This is a genomic window from Pseudomonas sp. p21 (assembly GCF_001642705.1).
In the GTDB taxonomy this organism is placed as follows: Bacteria; Pseudomonadota; Gammaproteobacteria; order Pseudomonadales; family Pseudomonadaceae; genus Aquipseudomonas.
Genome location: NZ_LWBV01000004.1, coordinates 411,212 through 434,947, shown reverse-complemented (window position 1 = coordinate 434,947; position 23,736 = coordinate 411,212). Strand labels below are relative to the sequence as shown.

The following is a 23,736-nucleotide window of genomic DNA, read 5'->3' as shown; positions in this document are numbered from 1 at the left end:
TTTGCCGGGCGATTCTACAGGGCTTTGCCCAAGGTCGCAGGTTTGAAGGTCAGATCCAGCCACGCAGGGCAGCAATGGCGATGGCGCCGGTCTTGTTGGAGGCGTTGGTCTTGGTGATGACACTGCGGATATGGAAGTTCACCGTGCTCTGCGACAGCGACAGGATACAGCCGATATCGGAGGCGGTCTTGCCGGCAGCCGTCCATTTCAGCACCTCCAGTTCCCGCTCGCTCATTTTTGGCTCCGGCGGGCACAGTGCTTTGAGGTGGTGTTCGCCAAGCACTGCATGCAGGGTGTGGCACAGCCACTGCACGCTGCCGGCCTTGCCGTAGAGTTCGGCCTCATCGATGGCCCCGGCAGGCCTGGCCACGCTGATCTGGCTTTCGTTGTGCTGCAGGTCATGCAATGACTGCGTCCAGCCATGGCGCAGGCCGCTCTGGCAGGCCGCTTCACGAAACTGCGGGGCCTCGCGATACAGGTCATCGGTCCACAGCACCGGCATGGTCGAGCGGTGGCTCATATTGGCGACCGGGTCCTGCTTGTACAATTCATCGCGCTGGTAACGTTCGATCCACTCATGCGGGTAATTGCTGTACAGGAACAGGTGGGGTGTTTGCGTAGCGATCTGGATGCGGATGTTCAGCCCCAGGTACTCCATGCCCAGGTCCTGCGCCAGGTGCACGGCGACGTCGAACAACCTCTGTGGGTGGCGTTCGCTGACGAACGCCTGAAGATGCTCGGGTTTCCAGTGAAACATCTGAAACACTCCTTGAGCCTCAAAAATCTGTCCGTTTAAGTACCCGGAAGATTGTAGGAAAAGACCTACCAAAGCGCTGAGATTTTTTTGTTATAGCGCTCAGGATTTTCTGCGACTTCGGCAGGATCGCCGTAGATGAGGCCCTACAAAGCAGTGGTTTTTATCCGCGCCACTTTGCGCGACACTGTGCGCACGCCAAACCTGGAGCCCGATATGACCGCTAGCGCCGAAAAGTTCACCCGCCAGACCCTGCTCGATGTTCAGCCACTGACGCCGAACCTCTTCAGCCTGCGGGTTACGCGCGATGCCGGGTTCCGCTTCCGTTCCGGCCAGTTTGCCCGGCTGGGCGTGACCAAGGCCGATGGCAGCGTGGTGTGGCGCGCCTACTCCATGGTCAGCGCGCCCCATGACGAGCACCTCGACTTCTTCTCCATCGTGGTGCCAGGTGGGGAGTTCACCAGCGAGCTGAGCAGGCTGGGAGAAGGCGATACCCTGCTGATCGACCGCCAGGCCTTCGGCTTCCTTACCCTCGACCGCTTCGTCGGTGGCCGCGACCTGTGGTTGCTGGCGACCGGTACTGGCATTGCGCCGTTCATGTCGATCCTGCAGGACTTCGAGGCTTGGGAGCGTTTCGACAACATCAAGCTGGTGTATTCGGTGCGCGAAGCGAAAGAGCTGGCCTATGTGGATGAAATCGCCGGGTTGGAGCAGCGCGATTACCTGGCCGAATTCGCCGGCAAGTTGCAGTTCATTCCGGTGGTGACCCGTGAACAGCACCCGGGGGCGTTGAACCAGCGTATTACCACGCTGATCGAGAATGGCGAACTGGAGAAGGCGGCGGGGCTGGAGCTGTCGCCGGAACATTCGCGGGTGATGCTGTGTGGCAACCCGGAGATGATTGACGATACGCGTAAGGTACTTAAGGCGCGTGACCTGCAACTGAGCCTGAGCAAGCGGCCGGGGCAGGTAGCGGTAGAGAACTACTGGTAAGGCCGTTGGGGCCGTTGTGGGAGCGGCGGTGCGGCGGTCCGGCGTGCCCGCGAACACCGGCGGAGCCGGTGCCATCCACCGCGTTGGGTTCTTCGCGGGCATGCCCGCTCCCACAGCGTTCCCTATATAACCTCAGGGCAAGCGGTTCTGGTTCTGCGCCTTGAGCAAATCGCGAATCTCGGTCAGCAAGGTCTCTTCGGCGGTCGGCACAGGCGGTGCAGTCGGCGCCACGGCCTCTTCACGCTTGAGCTGGTTGATCGCCTTCACCCCCATGAAGATGGCAAAGGCCACGATCACGAAGTCGATCACGGTCTGGATGAACTTGCCATAGGCCAGCACCACCGCCGGAACGTCACCTTCGGCAGCCTTCAGGGTAACTGCCAGGTCGCTGAAGTCCATGCCACCGATCAACAGGCCCAGTGGCGGCATGACCACGTCACCGACGAAAGACGAGACGATCTTGCCGAAGGCCGCGCCGATGATGATACCGACCGCCATGTCGACGACATTGCCTTTGACCGCGAAGGCTTTGAACTCACTGATCATGCCCATGTTTGGTTCCTTGTAACAAAAGGTAAGGTTTACGCAGTGTAAGCCACTTAAACGCTTCATGCGTTGTGCTCTGGGCTACTGACTGCGGTTAGAACGAATAGTTTTGTCGCATCCCGAGGCGTTCGAGGCACGTCCAGCTCGGCTATCATGGCGGTTTTTTCCAGGAGACCCCAGCCATGGCCAAGGCCAAGCGCTTGTATGGCTGCACCGAGTGCGGTGCGACCTTCCCCAAATGGGCCGGCCAGTGTGGCGAATGCGGGGCCTGGAACACCTTGGTCGAGACCATGATCGAAAGCGGCGGTGCCGCTGCGCCCAGTAGCGGCCGTGCCGGCTGGACCGGTCAGCAGGCGCAGATCAAGACCCTGGCCGAAGTCAGCGTCGAGGAAATCCCGCGCTTCACCACCAGCAGCACCGAACTGGACCGCGTGCTGGGCGGTGGCCTGGTGGATGGCTCGGTGGTGTTGATCGGTGGCGACCCCGGCATCGGCAAGTCGACCATCCTGCTGCAAACCTTGTGCAACATTGCCGTGGGCATGCCGGCGCTGTATGTCACCGGCGAGGAGTCGCAGCAGCAGGTGGCCATGCGCTCGCGGCGCCTGGGCCTGCCCCAGGACCAGCTCAAGGTGATGACCGAAACCTGCATCGAAACCATCATCGCCACGGCCCGCGTCGAGAAACCGCGGGTCATGGTGATCGACTCGATCCAGACCATTTTCACCGAGCAACTGCAATCGGCGCCCGGCGGCGTGGCCCAGGTGCGCGAGAGCACGGCGTTGCTGGTGCGCTACGCCAAACAGAGCGGCACGGCGATCTTCCTGGTCGGCCACGTGACCAAGGAAGGCTCGCTGGCCGGCCCGCGGGTACTCGAGCACATGGTCGACACCGTGTTGTATTTCGAAGGCGAGTCCGATGGCCGCCTGCGCCTGCTGCGGGCGGTGAAGAACCGCTTTGGCGCGGTCAACGAGCTGGGCGTGTTCGGCATGACCGACCGTGGCCTGAAAGAGGTGTCCAACCCGTCGGCGATCTTCCTCAACCGTACCCAGGAAGAAGTGCCGGGCAGCGTGGTGATGGCAACCTGGGAGGGTACCCGGCCGATGCTGGTTGAAGTGCAGGCGCTGGTCGACGATAGCCACCTGGCCAACCCGCGCCGGGTGACCCTGGGCCTGGACCAGAACCGCCTTGCCATGTTGCTGGCAGTGCTACACCGCCATGGCGGTATTCCTACCCATGACCAGGACGTGTTCCTCAACGTGGTCGGCGGGGTGAAGGTACTGGAAACGGCTTCGGACCTGGCGCTGCTGGCGGCGGTGATGTCCAGCCTGCGCAACCGGCCCCTGGCCCATGGGCTGCTGGTGTTTGGCGAGATTGGCCTGTCGGGCGAGGTACGGCCGGTGCCCAGTGGCCAGGAGCGCTTGAAGGAAGCCGCCAAGCACGGCTTCAAGCGGGCCATCGTGCCCAAGGGCAATGCGCCGAAAGAGGCGCCGGCGGGGTTGCAGGTGATTGCCGTGACCCGGCTGGAGCAGGCCCTGGATGCGCTATTTGAGTAATTTGTAGCTTGTACCGGCCCTTTCGCGGGTAAACCCGCTCCCACAGGTACCGCATCAGCTTCAGGGTTGTGCAAACCCTGTGGGAGCGGGTTTACCCGCGAAAGGGCCGGTACAGGCAAAACGAAAAAGGGGCCGACGATGCGCGTCGGCCCCCCACCTCACCGCTCAGTCAGTGGTCAATGCTCGGCAACCGCACTGCGCCTGACCGTTTCATTGCCATGCTCGTCCAGTTCCAGCATCGGCACTTCATTGCCCTCGGCATCGAACAGCTTGCCATCCTTGAAGTAGTCACCATCGCGCAGGCACGAGATGTCCGAGTACTGGATGGTGCGCTCGTACGCGGCGGCAAACACCGACTGCTGGTCCGAGTTGCCGGCGGTGAAGTGGTTGAAGATCAGGTTCAGCAGGATGGCCATGATCGCCGCCGAGCTGATGCCCGAGTGGAAGATGGTCTCGAACCAGTTGGGGAAGTGGTGGTAGAAGTTCGGTGCGGCAATCGGGATCATGCCGAAGCCCAGCGAGGCAGCGACGATGATCAGGTTGACGTTGTTCTTGTAGCTGACCTTGGACAGGGTGCGGATACCGCTGGCTGCCACGGTGCCGAACAGCACGATGCCCGCGCCACCCAGTACCGGAGTAGGGACTGCGGCAATCACCCGGCCCATGATCGGCAGCAGGCCGAGCACCACCAGGATCACGCCACCGGTGGCCACCACGTAGCGGCTCTTGACCCCGGTCACGGCTACCAGGCCGACGTTCTGGGCGAATGCGCTCTGGGTGAACGAGCCGAAGATCGGCGCCAGGACGCTCGACGCCATGTCGGCGCGCAGGCCGTTGCCCAGGCGCTTGGAGTCGACCTTGGTGTCGATGATCTCACCCACGGCGAGGATGTCGGCCGAAGTTTCCACCAGGGTCACCATGATCACGATGCACATCGACAGGATTGCGGCGATGTGGAATTCCGGCATGCCGAAATGGAACGGCGTGGGGAAGGCGAACATCGGGCCCTCGGTGACCTTGCTGAAGTCGGCCATGCCCAGCGCCCAGGCGATCAGGGTGCCGACCACCATGGCCAGCAGGATCGACAGGCGCGAGATGGCCGCGCTGCCCAGCTTGCTCAACAGCAGCACGATGGCGAAGGTCAGGGCTGCCAGGCCGATGTTGGCGACGCTGCCGAACTCTGGCGATGCGCTGTTGCCACCCATTACCCAGCGGGCGGCCACGGGCATCAGGGTCAGGCCGATGGTGGTGATGACAATGCCGGTCACCAGCGGCGGGAAGAACTTGGTGATGCGCGAGAACACCGGGGTGATCAGGAAACCGATCAGCGACGCTGCCATGACTGCGCCGAGCACGCCCGGCAGGCCACCGCCGCCCTCGCTGCTGAGGATCGCACCCATGGTTGCCACACCGGCGAACGACACGCCCTGCACCAGCGGCAGCTGGCAGCCGAAGAACGGCAGGCCGAGGGTTTGCAGCAGGGTGGCCAGGCCACCGGCAAACAGCGAAGCGGCGATCAGCATGCCGATTTCGGCACCGTTCAGGCCCGCGGCCTGCCCCAGGATCAGGGGTACCGCGACGATCCCCCCGTACATGGTCAGCACATGCTGCAGACCATAGGCCAGGTTGGCTCCAAGGCCGAGGTTTTCATCCTCCGGGCGCTTGGCGGGAGACGTGCTAGGGGACGTAGTCATGGAGCAGGCTCTCTGTTTATTGTTGTGGTGCTACTGTAGACACTTCCTACAAATGATTGCCACAAGAATTGTATACAATATTTTGATCGGAGCGCGCACAAGGGCGCCCGCAAGATGTGCGAGAACCCAATGCAGAAGGCGTACCAACTCGTCAGAGGCTGTGCTAGAGGGGTGTGTACAAAACGCTGCTACCCAGGCTTAAAGCTGTCTGGGTAGACAGGAAACACAAGGTGGGAAAGCCATTAGCTAGCTAAGAGATTTCATTATTCGATCAGTTCGCGCAGCTCACGCATCATTTCGGTGCTGTCGGCCACGTTCAATTCCACAAGACGGTGCAAATGGCTCATCGACTCGAGGTCGATGTACAGGCAGATGAAGCCCAGGCGGTCCGGTTCTTCGTGGCGCAGTTCAACTTGCATCTGCACGCGTGTATCGGGGCCCAGTTGAATGATGGCGTCGAAATCCTGGGTCAGGTCGGCATCCCAGTTGGCCGGACGTTCGATCAGCAAACCCTTGAGTGAAAGGTCCAGCAGCTTGGCAGGCCAGCGATGCAGGCCCTGGCTCAGTTCGGTCGGGGCGTCGAAATCGATGCGCTGAAAGCGGCGGCGTTCGTCGTGATCGCTCATGGGATAGATCCTCGAATAGGTCCTCAGGGGACATCCTGACTATAGTTAGAATGGTATGTGCATCAGGTACCGCAATCTGGCCGCAGAGGCTCTAGGCCAAAGCAAGTGTGGCAATGCGCGATGACTCGCCCTAGACTCGATGGGCGGTCTTTTCCAATCCACCAGCTGGAAGCAAACCATGAACAACAATAATAGCCTGCTACGCCACATTCCGTGGCTGGCGCTGGCAGTCATAGGAGCCTGTGCGCTGGGTGTGGTTGCCCTGCGTCGCGGCGAGGCGATCAATGCCTTGTGGATCGTGGTCGCGGCGGTGGCCCTCTACCTGGTCGCCTATCGTTACTACAGCCTGTTCATCGCCACCAAGGTGATGCAACTCGACCCGCGCCGAGCCACCCCGGCGGTGCTCAACAACGACGGCCTGGACTACGTCCCGACCAACAAACACATCCTCTTCGGTCACCACTTCGCCGCCATCGCTGGCGCAGGTCCCTTGGTCGGCCCGGTACTCGCCGCGCAGATGGGCTACCTGCCCGGCACGCTGTGGCTGATCGCCGGCGTGGTGCTGGCCGGTGCGGTGCAGGACTTCATGGTCCTGTTCCTGTCCACCCGCCGCAACGGCCGTTCGCTGGGCGACATGGTGCGCGAGGAGATGGGCCGTATCCCAGGTACCATCGCCCTGTTCGGCTGCTTCCTGATCATGATCATCATCCTTGCGGTGCTGGCGTTGATCGTGGTCAAGGCCCTGGCCGAAAGCCCGTGGGGCATGTTCACGGTGATGGCGACCATCCCGATCGCGATGTTCATGGGCATCTACATGCGCTACATCCGCCCGGGCCATATCGGTGAGATCTCGGTCATCGGCGTGGTGCTGCTGCTGGCCTCGATCTGGCTGGGGGGCCAGATTGCTGCAGATCCGACCTGGGGCCCAGCGTTCACCTTCACCGGCGTGCAGATCACCTGGATGCTGGTGGGTTATGGCTTCGTCGCCGCAGTGCTGCCGGTATGGTTGGTACTGGCGCCACGTGACTACCTGTCGACCTTCCTCAAGATCGGCACCATCGTTGGCCTGGCCATCGGTATCCTGATCATCGCACCCGAGCTGAAAATGCCGGCGCTGACCCAGTTCACCGACGGCACCGGTCCGGTGTGGAAGGGCACCCTGTTCCCGTTCCTGTTCATCACCATCGCCTGTGGTGCGGTGTCCGGCTTCCACGCGCTGATCTCCTCGGGGACCACGCCGAAGCTGCTGGACAACGAAACCAACGCCCGCTACATCGGCTACGGCGGCATGCTGATGGAATCGTTCGTCGCCATCATGGCCATGGTCGCCGCTTCGGTAATCGAGCCGGGCGTGTACTTCGCCATGAACAGCCCGGCCGCGGTGGTCGGTGCAGATGTGGCGTCGGTGGCGCAAACGGTCAGCAGTTGGGGCTTCCTGATCACCCCTGAGCAGCTCGAGGCCACCGCCCGCGACATTGGCGAGCACACCGTGCTGGCCCGTGCCGGTGGTGCGCCAACCCTGGCGGTGGGTATCGCACAGATCCTGCACCAGGTGCTGCCGGGTGAAAACACCATGGCCTTCTGGTACCACTTCGCGATCCTGTTCGAGGCCTTGTTCATCCTCACTGCGGTAGACGCTGGCACCCGTGCCGGGCGCTTCATGCTGCAGGACCTGCTGGGCAGCTTCGTGCCGGCGCTCAAACGCACCGAATCGTGGACCGCCAACCTGATCGGTACTGCCGGCTGCGTGGCCCTGTGGGGCTACCTGCTGTACCAGGGCGTGATCGACCCGCTGGGTGGCATCAACACCCTGTGGCCGTTGTTCGGCATCTCCAACCAGATGCTGGCCGGTATCGCCCTGATGCTCGGCACTGTGGTGCTGATCAAGATGAAGCGCCAGCGCTACGTCTGGGTCACCCTGCTGCCGGCCGTGTGGCTGCTGATCTGCACCACTACCGCAGGCCTGATCAAGCTGTTCGACCCGAACCCGGCGGTCGGCTTCCTGGCCCTGGCCAAGAAGTACAGCACCGCGCTGGACGCCGGCCAGGTACTGGCCCCGGCCAAGGACATCGGGCAGATGCAGCATGTGATCTTCAATGCCTACACCAACGCCGGCCTGACCGTGCTGTTCCTGTTGGTGGTGTTCAGCGTGCTGTTCTTCGCTGTCAAGGTCGGCTTCGCCGCCCTCGGCCGCAAGGAACGTACCGACAAGGAAACCCCGTTCCAGGCCCTGCCTGACGCTTGAGAGGACTGCTGCGATGTTCAACGACCTGGGTCGACTGGGTAAATACCTGGGGCAGGCAGCCCGCCTGATGGTCGGCATGCCCGACTACGACAACTACGTCGAGCACATGCAGACCAAGCACCCGGACAAGCCGGTCATGACGTACGAGGAGTTCTTCCGCGAACGCCAGGAAGCGCGTTACGGCGGCAAGTCCGGGCCCAAGTGCTGCTAACGGCCCGCGCTAGCCTGATCGGCTAGCGCGGTCTTTGTGGGAGCGGCCTTGTGTCGCGATAGGGCCGCAACGCGGCCCCACATTTTCAGCTTCGTCGCAGATGTTGCCGGGGCCGCTTTGCGGCCCTATCGCGACACAAGGCCGCTCCCACAAGGGCCGTGGTACACCTTCAAAACTCTCACTGCACAGGAGATGTTCTGCGTGCAGACGCCTATTCCCGTAACCGTGCTCACTGGCTTCCTCGGTGCCGGCAAGACCACCTTGCTCAAGCACATGCTCAAGGCCGAGCACGGCCTGAAGATCGCCGTGATCGAAAACGAATTCAGCGAGGCCGGCATCGACAGCCAGCTGCTGGGCGACGAGCCGGTGCAGGTAATGACCCTGGCCAATGGCTGCGTGTGCTGCAGCATCCACGGCGACCTGACCCGCGCCTTGTACCTGCTGCTCGAACGCCTGGATGCCGGCGAGATCGCCTTCGACCGCCTGGTAATCGAATGCACCGGCCTGGCCGACCCGGCACCGGTGGCACAAACCTTCTTCATCGACGAGGAGCTGCGTGAGCGCTATATCCTCGATGGCATCCTCACCCTGGTCGATGCCGCCCACGCCGAGCTGCACCTGACCCAGACCATCGCCCAGGCACAGGTCGGCTTTGCCGATCGCCTGCTGCTGAGCAAGACCGACCTGGTCGAGCCCGCTGCGGTCGAGGCCCTGCGCGAGCGCTTGGCCCGCATCAATGGCCGGGCCGCGATCCGCGTGGTCGAGCATGGTCGCATCGACCTGGCCGAGCTGCTGGATGTGCGTGGTTTCAACCTCAACCCCGATCTGGGCGCGAACCTGCAGCCGGTGCTACGCCCGCTGCTCAAGCCCGCTACCCCGGACCGGATCTCCACCATGGTGCTGCGCACGGAAACCGCGCTGGACATCGACCGCCTCAGCGACTTCATGAACGAACTGCTGGAAACCCACGGCAAGCAGCTGCTGCGCTACAAGGGCGTGCTGAACATTGCCGGTGAAGCGCGCAAGCTGGTGTTCCAGGGCGTACTCAAGCTCTACGGCTTCGACTGGGACGCCGAGTGGGCCGAGGGTGAAACCCGCGAGAGCGTGATGGTGTTCATCGCCGACGAACTGCCCGAAGCTACGATTCGGGCTGGGTTCGAGGCGTTGGCTGCGGGCTGATCTGACGCGGTGCCTGGGCCTGGAACCACTGCGGCCATGAGCTGCGGTGGCGTGTCTCCAGCTCGATGCACGGGATCAGGCGCTCGGTCAGCAGCGCCGTTTGCCGCACCGCCTTGGCGGTGCGGTACTTGACGCTGTGGATGCACTCGCGGTCGCCGAACTCGCAGCGGTTCAGCGCCGTGCCGCCGCAGGGGCCATTGGCCAGGCCCTTGGGGCAGGTTTCCGGGCAGATGTACAGGGTGTCTTCCAGGCGGCAACGGCCGCAGGTGTCGCAGCCTACCAGCGGGTGCTTCACCGCGTGTTCCACCTTGTGCAGCACCCGCGCGCCAAGGCGTGTGGCCCACAAAGGCTGGCGCACGGCCCAGCCAAATGCCTTGCTCAGGCCATTACGGCGGCTGAACAGCAGCGAATGCATGCCGTGCATCAGGTGATAGCGCGCCTTCTCTTTGAACGAGGCATCGACCCGTGACTCGCCCTGGCGCCAGCTAGCCTGCGGCGGGTGGAAGCTGACTGCCGGCAGGCCGGGCATCTGCCAGCTGGCATGCCAGGCCGGCGCCCATTGTTCCAGCGTGTGGATTTGCGCCTGCCAGTGTTCGATGCGTGCTTCCAGGGCCAGCAGTTGCTTGAGTTCGTGAACCCCCGACAGATGCACGCCGGCATAGCCCATCAGCTTCACGCCGATGATCTGCAAGGCCAGGCGATCGACGCTGCGCGCCTGGGCAAAGGCTTTGGACTGCGCCGCTTCCGCTTCGAGCATGTCGCGCATGGACGGCGTGACGGTCACTCCGGCCACGTGCTCGAGCATCGTCGCACGCCCGTGGGTGAGGCTCATCAGGCAGGCCAGCATCGGCCTGGGTGTGGCCTGGCGGTTCATCCAGTGCATGGCTTCCAGGTGTTTGCCGGCATCGAAACCCAGTTGCAGGGTGAGGAAGTCGGCGCCTGCCGCCAGCTTTTTCTCGGCCTTGAAGTATTGGGCGCCGCCTTCTTCCTCGCAGTACTTGAACGGGTTCAGCGCAGCGCCAAGCAGCCAGTGCGGGCAGGCCTGGCGGGCGATCTGCAGGGCTGCGACCGACTCCAGGTAGCGCACTGGGCGCTGGCCAGGCTGGTGGCCGGGCAGGCGGTCGCCGGTGAGCAGCAACAACTGGTCCAGGCCGGCGGCGTCCATGCGTTGCAGTTGGGCGAGCAGGTGGTGGCGTTCGCGGTCCTTGCCGGAGAAATGCGGCAGGGCGGGTACCGGGTTGCTGAACGAGGCGAGGGCGTCCAGTGGTGACATGTCCAGCGGGCTGCCGACGCGGTCGCCAATGGCCACGGTCATTGGCCAGCCGCACAGGTTCGCACGGGCCAGGATCGCCCCCATGGCGGCGAAGCGTTCTGCGGAGGGTTTGGGGACGAACTCCATGACGCAGACGAAGGTGTTTTCGCGCAGCGCGGTTTTCAGCAGGCTCATGGGGCCGGGTACCTGGTGTGGTCAGGGTGGCATTGTGCGGCAGAAGGCGGGTGGGGTCATGTCCGAATGCGCAGGGTGGTGCTCTGAATGAGACATTCGGGTTTGCCTGTGCCGGCCCTTTCGCGGCTAAAGCCGCTCCCACAGGGTGGCGCGGTACCTGTGGGAGCGGCTTTAGCCGCGAAAGGGCCGGCACAGGCAGCACAAAAACATGAACATGAGAAAATCTTGAGTTCATCTCAAATTTAATGAGTTTGTCTCAAGGTGCATGCGCCCGGACAATCCCCTCATTCATTTATGCATGCTGAGGGACAAGACATGGCACTGGCACACAACCTGGGCTTTCCACGTATCGGCCGCGACCGCGAGCTGAAAAAGGCCCAGGAAGCCTACTGGAAGGGTGAACTCGACGAAGCCGGCCTGCGCGCCGTCGGCCGCGACCTGCGTGCCCGCCACTGGCAGGTGCAGAAAGACGCCGGCATCGAACTGCTGCCGGTCGGCGACTTCGCCTGGTACGACCAGGTGCTGACCCACTCGCTGACCTTCGGCGTGATCCCGCAGCGCTTTCGCAGCCATGACGGCGCCAGGCCAACCCTGCAGACCCTGTTCGCCATGGCCCGTGGCGCCGTGGGTGACAGTTGCTGCGGTGGCGCACACGCCCAGGAAATGACCAAGTGGTTCGACACCAACTACCACTATCTGGTCCCCGAATTCACCGTCGACCAGCAGTTTGCCCTGAGCTGGGAGCAGCTGTTCGAGGAAGTGGCAGAAGCCCAGGCCCTGGGCCACGCGGTCAAGCCGGTAGTAATCGGCCCACTGACCTACCTGTGGCTGGGCAAGGCCAAGGGTGGCGAATTCGACAAGCTGGAGCTGCTCGACCGCCTGCTGCCAGTGTATGACCAGATCCTCAACCGCCTGGCTGCCCAAGGTGTGGAATGGGTGCAGATCGATGAGCCGATCCTGGCCCTGGACCTGCCTCAGGACTGGAAGAGCGCCTACGAGCGCGTCTACAACATCCTTCAGCGGGCGCCACTGAAAAAGCTGATCGCCACCTACTTCGGCGGCCTGGAAGACAACCTGGGCCTGGCCGCCAACCTGCCGGTCGATGGCTTGCACATCGACCTGGTGCGGGCGCCCGAGCAGTACCCGACCATCCTCGACCGCTTGCCGGCCTACAAGGTGCTGTCGCTGGGCCTGGTCAACGGCCGTAACGTCTGGCGCTGCGACCTGGAAAAGGCGCTGGCGGTACTGCGCCATGCCCATGAACGCCTGGGTGAGCGGCTGTGGGTGGCGCCGTCCTGCTCGCTGCTGCACAGCCCGGTGGACCTGGCCCGTGAGGACCAGCTCGATGCCGAACTGCGCAGCTGGCTGGCCTTTGCCGTGCAGAAGTGCCAGGAAGTGGCGCTGTTGGCCAAGGCCATCAATGTTCCGCAAGCCGACGACGTGACCACAGCACTGACGCAGAGCCAGGCCGTGCAGGCCAGCCGCGCTGCTTCGCCGCGTATTCACAAGCCTGCCGTGCAAGCCCGCCTGGCGGCCATCAAGCCCGCTGACAGCCAGCGTCAGTCGGCGTTTGCCCAACGTATCGTCAAGCAGCGTGCGGGGCTCGACCTGCCGGCGTTCCCGACCACCACCATCGGCTCGTTCCCGCAGACCTCGGCGATTCGCCTGGCACGCCAGGCCTACAGGCAGGGCAAGCTGACCGAGGCCGATTACGTCGAGGCCATGCACAGCGAGATCCGCCATGCGGTGAAAACCCAGGAGGACCTGGGCCTGGATGTGCTGGTGCACGGTGAGGCCGAGCGCAACGACATGGTCGAGTACTTCGCCGAGCAGATCGATGGCTATGCATTCACCCGCTTCGGCTGGGTGCAGAGCTATGGTTCGCGCTGTGTCAAGCCTGCGGTCATCGTTGGTGACCTGAGTCGGCCGAAGGCCATGACCGTGGAATGGATCAAGTACGCCCAGGGCCTGACCAGCAAGGTGATGAAGGGCATGCTGACCGGCCCGGTGACCATGCTGATGTGGTCGTTCCCGCGTGAAGACGTGAGCCGCGAAGTGCAGGCGCGCCAGCTGGCGCTGGCAATCCGCGACGAAGTAGTCGATCTGGAAGCGGCGGGTATCAGGATTGTGCAGATCGACGAAGCGGCTTTCCGTGAAGGCCTGCCGCTACGCCACGGTGCCTGGGCCCATTACCTGGAGTGGGCCACCGAGGCCTTCCGCCTGTGTGCCTCGGGGGTGCGTGACGAAACCCAGATCCACACCCACATGTGCTACAGCGAGTTCAACGACGTGATCGAGTCGATCGCGGCGATGGATGCCGACGTGATCACGATTGAAACCTCGCGGTCGGACATGGAGTTGCTGGCGGCGTTCGAGCGCTTTGCCTACCCCAACGAGATCGGCCCGGGGGTATATGACATTCACTCGCCACGGGTGCCGACCCGTGAGGAGATGGTCAAGCTACTGCGCAAGGCCGCCCGGCGTATCCCGGCCGAGCGCCTGTGGGTGAACCCGGATTGCGGGCTGAAGACCCGTGCCTGGCCGGAGACCGAGGCAGCGCTGATCAATATGGTTGCCGCTGCTCGCGAGTTGCGCGCTTCCACCTGATCATTTACTGCCAGTACAGGCAAAGCAAAACCCCCTAGAATGCCTACTTCAATCAAATCGACAGGGAGTGATGCGATGCGAGTTCTGGTAGTCGGCGCCAGCAAGGGCCTGGGCAAGGCGTTCATGGAAGGCTTGGGTAAACCGGGCGACACCTTGATCGGCGTGTCGCGCAACAAGCCTGCGGCAGTGAACGTTGGCAAGGATGTCCAGGCCCAGTGGATCGAGGCCGATCTCGGCCAGCCGGTCGCCGCCGTCGAGGCAATTGTCCGCGTGCTGGCCGATGGTGGCGTGGATACGCTCATTTATAACCTCGGCCTGTGGGAAGCGGAGGCCTTCGAGGCGCACTACAGCTTCCTCGATGATCGTGATGTGGAATTGCAGCGTATGGTCGATTGCAACATCACCGCGACCATCCTGCTGATCAAGCGTTTGCTGCCGTTGCTGCTCAAAAGCGGAAAACCACGGATCATCCTTACCGGTTCCACCTCGGGCCTGCCCCAGAGTGGTCGCCCTGAAGTGACTTTCGCCGCCTCCAAATTCGCCCTGCGCGGCATCGCCGAGGCATTGCGTGAAGGTTATCGCGGGCAGGGGCTTGGGGTGACGTGCCTGAACCTGGGCTACCTGAATACCGAGGATGGCCTGGATGTGCCATTGGCCGAGGCTGCAGCGCGTGGGGAAGGGGGGCTGATACCGCTGCATGATGTGGTGCTGATGGTGCGCACGCTGCTGGAGTTGTCGGCGGCGAGCTATGTGCGCGAACTGACCCTACCGGCTATTGCCGATGAGCGGTTCTGAAGCCTGAGGTTGCTCAGTAAGCAGGCCCGGCCTCTTCGCGGGCTTGCCCGCTCCCACAAGTACTGCACAAACCTCGAAATTTGAGCTGCACCTGTGGGAGCGGGCAAGTCCGCGAAGAGGCCGGGCCTGCTCATATCAATCCGAGATCACCGCTCGATTGCCAAGGCTACCCCTTGGCCGCCACCAATGCACAGGGTCGCCAGGCCTTTCCTGGCATCGCGCTTGATCATCTCGTGCAGCAGGGTCACCAGCACCCGGCACCCGGACGCACCAATCGGGTGGCCGAGGGCAATCGCACCGCCATTCACGTTGACCCGTGCGGCATTCCATTCCAGCGCCTTGCCCACGGCCAGCGCCTGGGCGGCAAAGGCTTCGTTGGCTTCGATCAGGTCCAGTTCGGCCAGTTGCCAGCCGGCCTTGTCCAGGCAGCGCTGGGTGGCCGAAACCGGGCCAATGCCCATGATCGCCGGGTCTACACCGGCACTGGCGTAAGCCGCGATCCTGGCCAGCACCGGCAGGCCCAGGGCCTTGGCCTTGGCGGCGCTCATCAGCAGTACGGCGGCGGCGCCGTCATTCAGGCTTGAGGCGTTGCCGGCGGTGACGCTGCCGTCCTTCTTGAACGCCGGGCGCAGTTTGCCCAGGGATTCGGCAGTGGTATCCGGACGCGGCTGCTCGTCCCGCGCGAAGACTTTGGGTTCTCCCTTTTTCTGCGGCAGCACGATCGGGGTGATTTCATCATCGAAGCGGCCGGCCTCTATCGCGGCCACCGCCTTGCGCTGAGACTCGGCGGCGAAGGCGTCCTGCTGCTCCCGGCTGAGGCCGTACTGGTCCACCAGGTTTTCGGCGGTGATACCCATGTGATAGTCGTTGAAGGCATCCCACAGGCCGTCGGTGATCATGCTGTCGATCAGCTGGCCATGGCCCATGCGCTGGCCGGTGCGGGCCGAGGGCATTACGTAGGGGGCAAGGCTCATGTTCTCCTGGCCGCCGGCGATTACCACCTCGGCGTCACCGCAGCGGATGGCCTGAGCGGCCAGGTGCAGCGCCTTGAGGCCCGAGCCGCAGACCTTGTTCAGGGTCAGTGCCGGTACGCTGAAGGGCAGGCCGGCCTTGATCGCAGCCTGGCGTGCCGGGTTCTGCCCGGCGCCGGCGGTAAGCACCTGGCCGAGGATGACTTCGTCGACCTGCGCCGGGGCCAGACCGGTCTGCTCCAGCAGGCGCTTGATCACGGCGGCACCGAGATCTACTGCAGGCACAGTGGCCAAGGCGCCCTGGAAGCTGCCGATGGCGGTACGGGTTGCAGCGACGATGACCACGTCGTTCATGTTGTTGTTCTCCGTGCGATGGGCGTAATGCTTCAAGCATCGGTGGCTTTGGCTCATTTGTTAAGTTTGTTTTTCTTTGTGATTGATACGTAAAGCAAATGAATGAGCGTAAAGCGGTCCGCAGAACTATGCTAAGGGATGCGCTACTACACTCATCTGGATGGAGTTCACGCCCATGCGTACATTGATCGCGCTGACCCTTTTGATTGGCAGCAGCACAGTATTCGCCGCCACCGAATGCACCACCGCCGACAAAAGCACCTGGCAGGATCAGGAAAAATTCCAGGCGCAGCTCAAGGAGCAGGGCTACAAGATCAACAAGTTCAAAGTCACCAAGGGCAACTGCTACGAGATCTATGGTTTCGACAAGGATGGCAAGAAGGTCGAGATCTACCATGACCCAGTGACTGGCAAGGCAGTCAAGAGCGAGTACCACGAGTGAACAGCGACGGCACGGTGCAGCTGTGGGATCCCCTACTGCGGCTGTGCCACTTGTCGATCGCCGTGGTGTTCTTCGCCAACTACTTCTTCAACGAAGCGGGTGAGGACTGGCACCAATGGTTGGGCTATTACGCACTGGCCGTTGTGGTGGTGCGTGTGATCTGGGGTTTTGTCGGGCCACGCAGCGCGCGCTGGGCCGACTTCTGGCCAACCCCGGCAAGCCTGGTCGGGCATGCCCGGGCGCTGCTGCATGGGGAGCTTGACCATCACATGGGGCATTCGCCGATTGGCGCCCTGGTGATGGTGCTGATGATGACCGGCATCGCCGGCCTGGGCCTGACCGGGTGGGCGTCGCAGGAGGTGGACGCGCTGTTTGGTGTCGACTGGCCGTTGGACCTGCACAGCTGGTTGGCCAACGCGGTGCTGGTGCTGGTTTGCGTGCATGTGCTGGGCGCTATCTACGAGAGCGTGCGCATGCGGGAAAACCTGCCGTGGTCGATGATCACCGGGCGCCGTCGGCAGCCCCGCGATTGATAGTGCCGGCCTCTTCGCGGGCTTGCCCGCTCCCACAGGAACTGCACAAATCTTGAGTCTTGTGGAGTGCCTGTGGGAGCGGGCAAGCCCGCGAGAGGCCAGCGCAGGCAGCATCTGCTACACCGCCGGGCACTGATGGGTCACACAGTGAATCCCCCCCCCCCGGCAGCAATGGCATCGATATCCAGCTGCACGATATCCCGCCCCGGATACAACGCCGTCAGCAGCCCCCGCGCTTTCTCGTCCGCCGCCCCATCGCCAAACTGTGGCGCAATGATCGCGCCATTGAGCACGAAGTAATTGATGTACCCCGCGGCAAAGTCGTCATTGCCTTTGCTGAACCTGTTACGCCGCCCGTGCAGCGGCGGTGACACGACATGCACCTGCAACTTGCGGCCCTCGGCATCGGTGGCCCGTTTGAGGATCTCCAGGTGCTGGCGCGTCACGGCGTAGTCATACGAGTCCGGGTCGTTATCCAGGTTGGCAATCACCACCCCTGGCCTCACGAAGCGGGCATAGAAATCCACATGCCCGTCGGTGATGTCCTGGCTGGCGATGCCCGGTAGCCAGATGATCTTGCTCAGCCCCAGGCGCTCCTTGAGCTCTGCCTCGACCTGCGCCTTGCTCCAGCCTTTGTTGCGGTTGGCATTGACCCAGCTGCTCTCGGTCATGATGCCGGTGCCGTGGCCGTCCACTTCGATGGCGCCGCCTTCACCCACCAGGGCGCTGCGCTGGTAGCGGGCGCCGGCCAGCGTGGTGACGCGTCTGGCCAGTTGGGCATCGTTGCTGTGACGCTGCTTGTTGCCCCAGCCATTGAAGTTGAAGTCTACCGCTGCCAGGGCTCCGTCATCATCGACGACGAAGTTGGCGCCGATGTCGCGCATCCAGATGTCGTCCAGCTCGCACTCGACGAAACGTGTGCGGTGGCTGCCACAGTGCTGCTCGGCCAGCTTGCGCTCGCTGGCTCGGCAGAACACTGTCACCGGCTGATAGCGCGCGATGGCCTGGGCGATGCGACCGAGGGCGGCCCGTACATCGGCGGTGAAATCCTCCCAGATCGCATCCTGGGCACCAAAGGCGATGAACGCGCGCTGCTGCGGCTCACCTTCGTCCGGCATGAACCAGCGCTCGGGTTCTTCGGCACGGGCCAGGCCCAGCGGCAGGCCGAGGCCGGCGACCAGCGACAGTTGCAGGAAGGTTCTACGGCTTGGCATGGCTCAGTCCTGTGCAGTCTTGAAACGAGTCCACACGCGCATGCGTGCGCGCATGTCGGCCTGCGGGATATCGCGGCCCGGGATCAGCCGGACATAAGTGGCTTGGTCGAGGTAGATATCGGGGTTGTCGCGCATGCGCGGGTCCACCGCCTGGCGTGCCTTGGCGCTGGCGGTGGGGTAGCCGGTGAAGTTGCTGATGGCCGCCATGTTCGCCGGGCGCATGACGAAATTGATGAAACGATAGGCGTATTCCGGGTGCTTGGCATCGGCCGGGATGGCCATGGTATCCATCCACACTGTGGTGCCCTGGCGCGGCACGCGGTACTGGAAATCGAGATGCTTGCCCGCGGCCTCGGCGGTACGCTGCGCCTGGATCACATCACCGCTGTAGCCCAGTGACAGGCACAGGTTCTCGTTGACCAGTTCGGTCACTGGTTGCGACTGGAATTTGCGTACGTACGGGCGAATCGCCTTGAGCAGTTCACTGGCTGCGGCCAGATCTTCGCGCTTGGCACTGCGTGGCTCGCGGCCCAGGTAGTTGAGGACCACTGTCAGCACTTCGTCGGGCGAGTCGATGACCGAAATGCCGCAGTCGGCGAACCTGGCGGCCAGCTCCGGCTTGAACAGCAGGTCGAGGTTGTCCAGCGGCGCATCGGGCATGCGCTGGCGGACTTTGTCGGTATTCACCGTCAGACCGATGGTGCCCCAGGTGTAGGGCACGGTCGCCTGGCTGGCCCTGGGGTACCGGGCGTGCAGCTGGCGCAGCCCGGGCTCGATGTCGTCAAGGGCCTCCAGGCGGCTGTGGTCCAGTGGCTGCAGGCTGCCGGCGCGCATCAGGCGCTCGGCGACGGTATCGCCGGGGAAGACCAGGTCGTAGCCACTGCGCCCGGACATCAGCTTGGCCTCGAGCACTTCGCTGCCGTCCATCACATCGTAGATTACCTGGATGCCGGTTTCGGCTGTGAACTGCTTGAGGGTGTCCTCGGCAAAATAGTCGGCCCAGTTGTACAGGTGCAGCACGGGCTGCTCGGCCTGGGCCTGGCAGGCGCAGACGGCCAGCGCCAATGCAGCTAGAGTGTGGCGTTTCATGCTCAGGCCCTCAGGGTGTGTGGGAGGCGGCCGTCCAGGGTCAACAGCGTGGCGTACATTTCCGGGCGGCGATCGCGGTAGATGCCCCAGCTCAGGCGGTCTTCCCGCATGCCGGCCAGATCCAGGTCGTGCAGCCAGATGCCGCTGCTGTCGCGGTCGGCTTCGGCAAGCATGGCGCCCTTGTGGTCGCAGATGAACGACGAGCCGTAGAAGCGCATGGCCAACCCGGCATCGCTGGCGGCGACCTCCTCGCCCACGCGGTTGGCCGCTACCACCGGCAGCAGGTTGGCGGCGGCATGGCCGCGCATGGCTACCTGCCAGTGGTCGCGCGAGTCCAGGTCGGCACAGCCGGGCTCGGAGCCGATGGCGGTGGGGAACAGCAGCACTTCGGCGCCCATCAGTGCCAGGCAGCGGGCGGTCTCGGGGAACCACTGGTCCCAGCAGATACCGATGCCCAGGCGGCCAAAGGCGGTGTCCCAGACCTTGAAGCCGGTGTCGCCGGGGCTGAAGTATTCCTTCTCCTGGTAGCCGATGGCGTTGGGGATGTGGGTCTTGCGGTATACGCCAAGCAGGCGGCCGTCGGCATCGGCCACGGTCAACGAGTTGAAGAAAGCATTGCCTGCGCGCTCATACCAGCTCAGCGGCAGCACCACGCCCAGCTCGCCGGCCAGTGCGGCGAAGCGCTGCAGGATCGGGCTGGCGGGGTAGGGCTGGGCGAGGGCCTGGTGCTGGTGGTCTTGTTCGATGCAGAAGTACGGGGTGGCGAACAGTTCCTGCAGCAGGATCACCTGGGCGCCTTCGGCGGCGGCCTGGCGTACCAGTTGTTCGGCGCGGTCGAGGTTGCCGGGCAGGTCCCAGCTGCACGGCATCTGGGTGGTGGCGACGCGCAGCAGGCTCATGGCTGCACCTCGGGCTGTTGCTGGGTGATGCAATGAATGCCGCCACCGCCATGGGCAATGTGGTCGATTTGCACCGGTACGATCTCCCGCCCCGGGAAGGCGTGGGCCAGTTGCGCGGCGGCTTCCTGGTCGGCGGCGATGCCATAGGCCGGCATGATGATCGCGCCGTTGGCAATGTAGAAGTTGGTGTACGAGGCGCAGAATACCTCGGCGTCCTGGTCGACGGCGGCGCTGGCTTCATACAGATCGAGCAGTTCGAAGTGCCGGCCTTGGGCGTCGGTGGCCAGTTCCAGGGCGCGGCGGTTTTCCCGCACCACTTCGGCGTACACCGAGTGCTGGTCATGGATGGCGTCGACCAGCAGCACGCCAGGGCGGGCGAAGGCGCATACGCCGTCGATGTGGCCGTCGGTCATGTCGCCGGTGATGTACTGTGGGTCGCCTGGTAGCCAGATGGTCTTGCGGATGCCCAGGTAGCGGGCGAAGCAGGCCTCGAACTCGGCCTTGCTCACACCAGGGTTGCGGTTGGGGTTGAGCAGCACCGACTCGGTGGTGATCAGAGTGCCTTCGCCGTCCACATGAATCGCCCCGCCTTCGTTGCACAGCGATGTGCTGAAACCGTCCAGGCCCAGGTGGTCGAGGATGCGCCGGCCAAGGCTGCGGTCCTGGCCGTGTCGAGACTTGCCACCCCAGGCGTTGAAGCGCCAGCTCAAACCGGCCAGGCCATGCTGTGGGTGGCAGATGAAGCTCGGGCCGCTGTCCCGGCACCAGCTGTCGTCCACGGTCATTTCGACCAGCTCGATATTGGCGCCGCAGAGGGCGCGGGCGCTTTGCAAGGCCGAAGGGTCGACCACCATCTTCACGGGCTCGAAGCGGGCGATGGCCGCCGCGACCCGGGCGTAGTCCTGCTGTACGTCGGCCAGGTGCACGTGCCAGCCGCTTTCCCACAGGGCCTGGTTGTGCGGCCAGACCATCCAGGTTGCAGCGTGGCGGGCCCATTCGGCGGGCATGCGCCAGCCGCTGTCGAGGGACAGGTGCATAGTGAACTCCGATCTATTAAGGATTTTTATCAACGAAGCCCGCCGTCGCGGGTGTTGAGGTCCATGCTATGGCTAGGCCTGGCCGACGACAAACGATAGATTTAGCGCACATCTGATCAGCAGGGCTTATCAAACATGCTCAAACACTGGCCACCCCTGAATGCCTTGCGCGGCTTCGAGGCCGCTGCGCGGCTGGGCAGCTTTCACAAGGCCGCCGAAGCGCTGAACCTGACCCAGTCGGCCATCAGCCAGCAGATTCGCAGCCTGGAAACCTACCTGGAGCAGCCGCTGTTCCACCGCAGTGGCCGAAGCGTGAGCTTGACCGACGCCGGGCACGACCTGCTCAGCACCACGCAATCGCTGCTGCAGCACCTGGCCGTTGGCATTCGCCGGCTCGACCAGTACCGCAAGCCCAACCAGCTGGTGGTCAACACCAGCCCGGCCTTTGCCAGGCACTGGCTGCTGCCGCGGCTGGCCGACTTTCATCAGCGCTGCCCGGATGTCGACTTGTGGTTGTTCACCAGTTTCGAAGTGCCGGACATGGCGACCGAGACCATTGACCTGGCCATCCGCGATGACCTCAGTGCCCAGGCCGAGTGCAGCTTCAGCGTGCTGCACCAGGACCAGCTGTACCCGGCCTGCCACCCGGCATTGCTGCAAACGCCGATGTCGCGGCGCACCACCTTGCATGGCGAGCGCGAGATGGACTGGAGCCACTGGCAGCTGGAGGGGGGCGAGGACGTGGGGCAGCAGGGCAAGGGGCTGAACTTTTCCGACCCCGGGCTGCTGCTGGATGCGGCGAGCGAGGGGTTGGGGGTGGCCCTGGTCAGCCAGTTGCTGGCGCGGCGGGCGGTGGAGGAGGGGCGTTTGCAGGCGTTGTCGGCGCAGCGCGTGCGTGGGCCGGCGTGGGCTTGCCTGGTGCATCGGGATAGCCAGGATGATCCGTTGGCCCGGCAATTCCTGGAGTGGCTGAAAGAGGCTCTCTTGTCAGATTGATGTTGCCAGTGCCGGCCTCTTCGCGGGTGAACCCGCTCCCACAGGTATTGTGCAGCCCTTAGGATTTGCGCGGTTCCTGTGGGAGCGGGTTCACCCGGGAAGAGGACGGCACAGGAAAACCTCGGTTTTGCATCCCCAAGATCACCCCGTAATATGTGTCGGATAACCTGCGGGGGTAGTCTCACCCTCTGATCAACCGGAATCGCCCATGGCGGCGCTTCCCCCGGCATAAACCTGACGAGGTACAGACATTGGCCATCATTCATCCTAAGGTCCGCGGTTTCATCTGCACCACGACTCACCCGAAGGGCTGCGAGCTCAACGTCCGTGACCAGATCGAAGCCACCCGCAAGCTGGGCGTGCGCGAGGATGGCCCGAAGAAGGTCCTGGTCATCGGTGCTTCCAGTGGCTACGGCCTGGCAGCCCGCATCACCGCGGCGTTCGGCTTCAAGGCCGACACCCTGGGCGTGTTCTTCGAAAAGCCAGGCACCGAGACCAAAGCCGGCACCGCTGGCTGGTACAACGCTGCCGCCTTCGACAAGTTCGCCAAGGCCGAAGGCCTGTACAGCAAGTCGATCAATGGTGACGCCTTCTCCGACGAAGCCCGTGCCAAGGTCATCGAGCTGATCAAGAACGAAATGGGCGGCAAGGTCGACCTGGTCATCTACTCGCTGGCCTCGCCGGTGCGCAAGCTGCCGCAGACCGGTGAGCTGGTGCGTTCGGCCCTGAAACCGATCGGCCAGCCGTACAAGTCGACTGCCATCGACACCAACAAGGACACCATCATCGAGGCCAGCATCGAGCCGGCTACCGAGCAGGAAATCGCCGACACCGTCACCGTCATGGGTGGCCAGGACTGGCAGCTGTGGATCGACGCCCTGGCTGGCGCCAACGTGCTGGCCGAAGGCGCCCGCACCGTGGCCTTCAGCTACATCGGCAGCGACATCACCTGGCCGATCTACTGGCACGGTGCGCTGGGCCAGGCCAAGCAGGACCTGGACGAAACCGCTCTGCGCCTGGACAAGAAACTGGCCGGCGAAATCAAGGGCGGCGCCAACGTGGCGGTGCTGAAGTCGGTGGTTACCCAGGCCAGCTCGGCCATCCCGGTGATGCCGCTGTACCTGTCGATGGTGTTCAAGATCATGCAGGAGAAGGGTGTTCACGAAGGCACCCAGGACCAGCTGGACCGCATGTACCGTGACCGCATGTACCGTGCCGACGGCGCGCCGGCCGAGGTCGACGAGAAGGGCCGCCTGCGCCTGGACGACTGGGAACTGCGTGACGACGTGCAGAATGCCTGCAAGGCCCTGTGGCCACAGGTGACCACCGAGAACCTGTTCGAGCTGACCGACTATGCCGGTTACAAGAAGCAGTTCCTGAACCTGTTCGGCTTCGAGCGCGCTGACGTCAACTATGACGAAGACGTGGCTACCGATGTGAAGTTCGACTGCATCGAGCTGTAATCGGCTTTAGCCTGTACCGGCCTCTTCGCGGGTAAACCCGCTCCCACAGGTTCCCCACTCCCTTCAGGCTTGGTGAGATGCCTGTGGG

Annotated in this window: 20 protein-coding genes and 1 pseudogene; 11 read left to right on the top strand and 10 right to left on the bottom strand. The window is 63.5% G+C overall.

Features of this window, described 5'->3' with window-relative positions:
• Positions 1-49: 49 nt before the first annotated feature.
• Entirely contained in the window at positions 50-757 is a 708-nt protein-coding gene (locus A4C63_RS15440; protein WP_063913405.1) for an autoinducer binding domain-containing protein, read from the bottom strand.
• Between the two features lie 213 nt (positions 758-970).
• Here A4C63_RS15440 and A4C63_RS15435 point away from each other — a divergent pair, with 213 nt between their 5' ends.
• On the top strand, positions 971-1,747 hold the full coding sequence (locus tag A4C63_RS15435; RefSeq protein WP_063913404.1) for a ferredoxin--NADP reductase: 777 nt from the start codon (positions 971-973) through the stop codon (positions 1,745-1,747).
• A 132-nt stretch (positions 1,748-1,879) separates the two neighbouring features.
• Here A4C63_RS15435 and mscL read toward each other — a convergent pair whose 3' ends face one another.
• Positions 1,880-2,299 (bottom strand): large-conductance mechanosensitive channel protein MscL, encoded by a 420-nt coding sequence (gene mscL, locus A4C63_RS15430; protein WP_063913403.1) that lies wholly within the window; start codon positions 2,297-2,299, stop codon positions 1,880-1,882.
• A 176-nt stretch (positions 2,300-2,475) separates the two neighbouring features.
• Here mscL and radA point away from each other — a divergent pair, with 176 nt between their 5' ends.
• A complete protein-coding gene (radA, locus tag A4C63_RS15425) occupies positions 2,476-3,846 on the top strand; it encodes a DNA repair protein RadA (RefSeq protein ID WP_003251626.1) in 1,371 nt (456 codons plus the stop codon).
• Positions 3,847-4,022: 176 nt separating this feature from the next.
• Here the strand turns inward: radA and A4C63_RS15420 are convergent, their stop codons facing one another.
• Together A4C63_RS15420 and A4C63_RS15415 are read right to left on the bottom strand one after the other, a co-directional pair.
• Entirely contained in the window at positions 4,023-5,540 is a 1,518-nt protein-coding gene (locus A4C63_RS15420; protein WP_063913402.1) for a nucleobase:cation symporter-2 family protein, read from the bottom strand.
• 263 nt (positions 5,541-5,803) lie between these two features.
• Positions 5,804-6,166 (bottom strand): PilZ domain-containing protein, encoded by a 363-nt coding sequence (locus tag A4C63_RS15415; protein WP_063913401.1) that lies wholly within the window; start codon positions 6,164-6,166, stop codon positions 5,804-5,806.
• 178 nt (positions 6,167-6,344) lie between these two features.
• Here A4C63_RS15415 and A4C63_RS15410 point away from each other — a divergent pair, with 178 nt between their 5' ends.
• From A4C63_RS15410 to yjiA, 3 genes are all read left to right on the top strand, one after another.
• Positions 6,345-8,411, top strand: a complete 2,067-nt coding sequence (locus A4C63_RS15410) for a carbon starvation CstA family protein (protein WP_063913400.1) — start codon at positions 6,345-6,347, stop codon at positions 8,409-8,411.
• Positions 8,412-8,424: 13 nt separating this feature from the next.
• Entirely contained in the window at positions 8,425-8,622 is a 198-nt protein-coding gene (locus A4C63_RS15405; protein ID WP_013974210.1) for a YbdD/YjiX family protein, read from the top strand.
• A 201-nt stretch (positions 8,623-8,823) separates the two neighbouring features.
• Positions 8,824-9,801 carry a GTPase gene (gene yjiA / locus A4C63_RS15400; protein ID WP_063913449.1) on the top strand — a complete coding sequence of 326 codons (978 nt, stop codon included), beginning with the start codon at positions 8,824-8,826 and terminating at the stop codon, positions 9,799-9,801.
• Here the strand turns inward: yjiA and A4C63_RS15395 are convergent.
• Entirely contained in the window at positions 9,761-11,248 is a 1,488-nt protein-coding gene (locus A4C63_RS15395) for a methylenetetrahydrofolate reductase C-terminal domain-containing protein (protein ID WP_063913399.1), read from the bottom strand. The genes yjiA and A4C63_RS15395 overlap by 41 nt on opposite strands.
• Positions 11,249-11,563: 315 nt before the next feature.
• Between A4C63_RS15395 and metE the strand changes: the two genes are divergently transcribed.
• On the top strand, positions 11,564-13,855 hold the full coding sequence (gene metE, locus A4C63_RS15390; protein ID WP_063913398.1) for a 5-methyltetrahydropteroyltriglutamate--homocysteine S-methyltransferase: 2,292 nt from the start codon (positions 11,564-11,566) through the stop codon (positions 13,853-13,855).
• Positions 13,856-13,930: 75 nt separating this feature from the next.
• Entirely contained in the window at positions 13,931-14,650 is a 720-nt protein-coding gene (locus A4C63_RS15385) for an SDR family oxidoreductase (RefSeq protein WP_063913397.1), read from the top strand.
• A gap of 146 nt (positions 14,651-14,796) precedes the next feature.
• Here the strand turns inward: A4C63_RS15385 and A4C63_RS15380 are convergent, their stop codons facing one another.
• Positions 14,797-15,975, bottom strand: coding sequence for an acetyl-CoA C-acetyltransferase (locus A4C63_RS15380; RefSeq protein WP_063913396.1), 1,179 nt, complete (start codon positions 15,973-15,975; stop codon positions 14,797-14,799).
• Between the two features lie 175 nt (positions 15,976-16,150).
• On the opposite strand from A4C63_RS15380, the gene A4C63_RS15375 reads away from it, so the two are divergent.
• Positions 16,151-16,417, top strand: a complete 267-nt coding sequence (locus A4C63_RS15375; protein WP_063913395.1) for a PepSY domain-containing protein — start codon at positions 16,151-16,153, stop codon at positions 16,415-16,417.
• On the top strand, positions 16,414-16,950 hold the full coding sequence (locus A4C63_RS15370) for a cytochrome b/b6 domain-containing protein (protein WP_063913394.1): 537 nt from the start codon (positions 16,414-16,416) through the stop codon (positions 16,948-16,950). The genes A4C63_RS15375 and A4C63_RS15370 overlap by 4 nt, the downstream gene beginning before the upstream one ends.
• A gap of 117 nt (positions 16,951-17,067) precedes the next feature.
• Here A4C63_RS15370 and A4C63_RS15365 read toward each other — a convergent pair.
• The 4 genes and pseudogenes from A4C63_RS15365 to A4C63_RS15350 all read right to left on the bottom strand — a co-directional run bounded on the left by A4C63_RS15365 (position 17,068) and on the right by A4C63_RS15350 (position 21,189).
• Positions 17,068-18,164 (bottom strand): annotated as a pseudogene (locus A4C63_RS15365) (agmatine/peptidylarginine deiminase).
• A 3-nt stretch (positions 18,165-18,167) separates the two neighbouring features.
• On the bottom strand, positions 18,168-19,253 hold the full coding sequence (locus A4C63_RS15360; RefSeq protein WP_063913393.1) for an extracellular solute-binding protein: 1,086 nt from the start codon (positions 19,251-19,253) through the stop codon (positions 18,168-18,170).
• A gap of 2 nt (positions 19,254-19,255) precedes the next feature.
• Positions 19,256-20,152, bottom strand: a complete 897-nt coding sequence (gene aguB, locus A4C63_RS15355; protein WP_063913392.1) for an N-carbamoylputrescine amidase — start codon at positions 20,150-20,152, stop codon at positions 19,256-19,258.
• Entirely contained in the window at positions 20,149-21,189 is a 1,041-nt protein-coding gene (locus tag A4C63_RS15350; RefSeq protein WP_063913391.1) for an agmatine/peptidylarginine deiminase, read from the bottom strand. Before A4C63_RS15350 ends, aguB begins: the two co-directional genes overlap by 4 nt.
• A gap of 135 nt (positions 21,190-21,324) precedes the next feature.
• Here A4C63_RS15350 and A4C63_RS15345 point away from each other — a divergent pair, with 135 nt between their 5' ends.
• Positions 21,325-22,185, top strand: a complete 861-nt coding sequence (locus tag A4C63_RS15345; RefSeq protein WP_063913390.1) for a LysR substrate-binding domain-containing protein — start codon at positions 21,325-21,327, stop codon at positions 22,183-22,185.
• A 251-nt stretch (positions 22,186-22,436) separates the two neighbouring features.
• Complete coding sequence (gene fabV, locus A4C63_RS15340) at positions 22,437-23,648, top strand: enoyl-ACP reductase FabV (protein ID WP_063913389.1); 1,212 nt, start codon at positions 22,437-22,439, stop codon at positions 23,646-23,648.
• Positions 23,649-23,736 lie beyond the last annotated feature (88 nt).

What these genes read in the sequence shown, in the direction of transcription:
- A4C63_RS15440 (WP_063913405.1), bottom strand. Translation starts at nt 757, where the DNA reads ATGTTTCACTGGAAACCCGAGCATCTTCAGGCGTTCGTCAGCGAACGC.
- A4C63_RS15435 (WP_063913404.1), top strand. Translation starts at nt 971, where the DNA reads ATGACCGCTAGCGCCGAAAAGTTCACCCGCCAGACCCTGCTCGATGTT.
- mscL (WP_063913403.1), bottom strand. Translation starts at nt 2,299, where the DNA reads ATGGGCATGATCAGTGAGTTCAAAGCCTTCGCGGTCAAAGGCAATGTC.
- radA (WP_003251626.1), top strand. Translation starts at nt 2,476, where the DNA reads ATGGCCAAGGCCAAGCGCTTGTATGGCTGCACCGAGTGCGGTGCGACC.
- A4C63_RS15420 (WP_063913402.1), bottom strand. Translation starts at nt 5,540, where the DNA reads ATGACTACGTCCCCTAGCACGTCTCCCGCCAAGCGCCCGGAGGATGAA.
- A4C63_RS15415 (WP_063913401.1), bottom strand. Translation starts at nt 6,166, where the DNA reads ATGAGCGATCACGACGAACGCCGCCGCTTTCAGCGCATCGATTTCGAC.
- A4C63_RS15410 (WP_063913400.1), top strand. Translation starts at nt 6,345, where the DNA reads ATGAACAACAATAATAGCCTGCTACGCCACATTCCGTGGCTGGCGCTG.
- A4C63_RS15405 (WP_013974210.1), top strand. Translation starts at nt 8,425, where the DNA reads ATGTTCAACGACCTGGGTCGACTGGGTAAATACCTGGGGCAGGCAGCC.
- A4C63_RS15395 (WP_063913399.1), bottom strand. Translation starts at nt 11,248, where the DNA reads ATGAGCCTGCTGAAAACCGCGCTGCGCGAAAACACCTTCGTCTGCGTC.
- metE (WP_063913398.1), top strand. Translation starts at nt 11,564, where the DNA reads ATGGCACTGGCACACAACCTGGGCTTTCCACGTATCGGCCGCGACCGC.
- A4C63_RS15385 (WP_063913397.1), top strand. Translation starts at nt 13,931, where the DNA reads ATGCGAGTTCTGGTAGTCGGCGCCAGCAAGGGCCTGGGCAAGGCGTTC.
- A4C63_RS15380 (WP_063913396.1), bottom strand. Translation starts at nt 15,975, where the DNA reads ATGAACGACGTGGTCATCGTCGCTGCAACCCGTACCGCCATCGGCAGC.
- A4C63_RS15375 (WP_063913395.1), top strand. Translation starts at nt 16,151, where the DNA reads ATGCGTACATTGATCGCGCTGACCCTTTTGATTGGCAGCAGCACAGTA.
- A4C63_RS15360 (WP_063913393.1), bottom strand. Translation starts at nt 19,253, where the DNA reads ATGAAACGCCACACTCTAGCTGCATTGGCGCTGGCCGTCTGCGCCTGC.
- aguB (WP_063913392.1), bottom strand. Translation starts at nt 20,152, where the DNA reads ATGAGCCTGCTGCGCGTCGCCACCACCCAGATGCCGTGCAGCTGGGAC.
- A4C63_RS15350 (WP_063913391.1), bottom strand. Translation starts at nt 21,189, where the DNA reads ATGCACCTGTCCCTCGACAGCGGCTGGCGCATGCCCGCCGAATGGGCC.
- A4C63_RS15345 (WP_063913390.1), top strand. Translation starts at nt 21,325, where the DNA reads ATGCTCAAACACTGGCCACCCCTGAATGCCTTGCGCGGCTTCGAGGCC.